Annotated in this window: 1 protein-coding gene; it reads right to left on the reverse strand. The window is 58.2% G+C overall.

Going from position 1 to position 1,472, the window contains the following annotated elements; genetic code table 11:
- Positions 1-1,472, reverse strand: a 1,472-nt coding sequence (locus tag GRI39_RS14340) for a cadherin repeat domain-containing protein (protein WP_160740415.1), incomplete at both ends; no start/stop codon positions are given.

Genomic DNA, 1,472 nt, shown 5'->3' on the forward strand with positions numbered 1-1,472 from the left:
TGCGTCGTGCTCTTGCCATTGCCGTCAGAGACTTTGACGCTCAGCTGATAGATATTATCCTCATCACTATCGGCCGGTGCTTCATAGTCGGGTGCGGTGATGAAGCTGAGCGCTCCTGTGGCGCTATCAATCGTAAAGAGGCTCGCATCCAGCCCGCCTGCAATCGACCAGGCGAGCACATCTCCATCGCTATCGCTGCCGGCCATCGTCAGCACCGCCATCCGGCCTTCGGCCATAGCAATCGTATCACCACTGGTGATCACCGGCGCTTCATTCACATCTGTAATGGTCACGGCCACGCTCTGGCTGGCGCTCGCGCCATTGCCATCTGAGACAGTCACAATCACATCATAGACATTGTCCCCATTCGCATCGCCCGGCGCTTCAAAGTCAGGCGCGGTGACAAAGGACAACTTCCCGTCTGCACCCACCGTAAACAAGGCTGCATCGGCACCGCCCGTGATCGCATAGGATAGCGTGTCACCATCCACATCGGTCGCCACAATGCTGGTCGCCAGGCTCTGGTTCTCGGTCAGGGTGACAGCCGCACTGGCCGCAAGGCTGGGCGCTTCATTGGCATTGGTGACGGTGACCTGCACATTTTGGGTGGCCGTCCCGCCATTGCCATCGCTGACCTGGAGCACCACCGCATAGACATTCCCACCATCAAAGCTCGAGGGGGCTTCATAGTCGGGCGCGGTGATAAAGCTGAGCGCTCCTGTGGCGCTATCAACCGTGAACAGATCCTTATCCGCCCCACCGGCAATCGACCAGACGAGCGTATCGCCGCTATCGACATCACTGGCGCTGGCAATCATCACATTGCTGCGGTTCTCGGTGATGGTCACCGCATTGCTGCTGGTGATGACAGGCGCATCATTGGCATCTGTCACACTCACCGTGATCTGCTGCACCGTGCTGGTGGTGCCATCGCTCACCGTCACTTCCAGCTGATAGGCATTGTCCCCATCGTCATCGCCGGGCGCTTCATAATCAGGCGCCACCTTGAAGGACAGCGCTCCGGTGGTGGCATTGATCGTGAACAGATCGGCATCCACCCCGCCCGTCAGGCTGAAGGTCAGATCATCCCCTTCATCATCACTGGCCGTAATCGTCCCCACAGTCTTGGTGTTCTCCGCCAGGCTCAGACCCGATGGACCCGTCAGTACCGGCGCATCATTGACATCATTCACCGTCACCGTGACGCTCTGCTGCGTGGTCGTCACACCATCAGACACCGACACAATCACATCATAGACATTGTCCCCATCACTATCGGCCGGATTTTCAAAGTCCGGCGCCGCCTTGAAGGACAATTCACCAGCGGCATTGATCGTGAACAAGGCTCCATCTGCACCTCCTGCAATCGCATAGCTCAAACTATCGCCATCACTATCGCTGGCCACCACGCTCAGCACCGCTGTCGTGTTCTCATCCAGACTGACCGAACCACCGCTCGTAATCTCTGGCGC

The sequence above is a fragment of the Altericroceibacterium indicum genome, assembly GCF_009828105.1.
GTDB classification, from domain to species: domain Bacteria; phylum Pseudomonadota; class Alphaproteobacteria; order Sphingomonadales; family Sphingomonadaceae; genus Altericroceibacterium; species Altericroceibacterium indicum.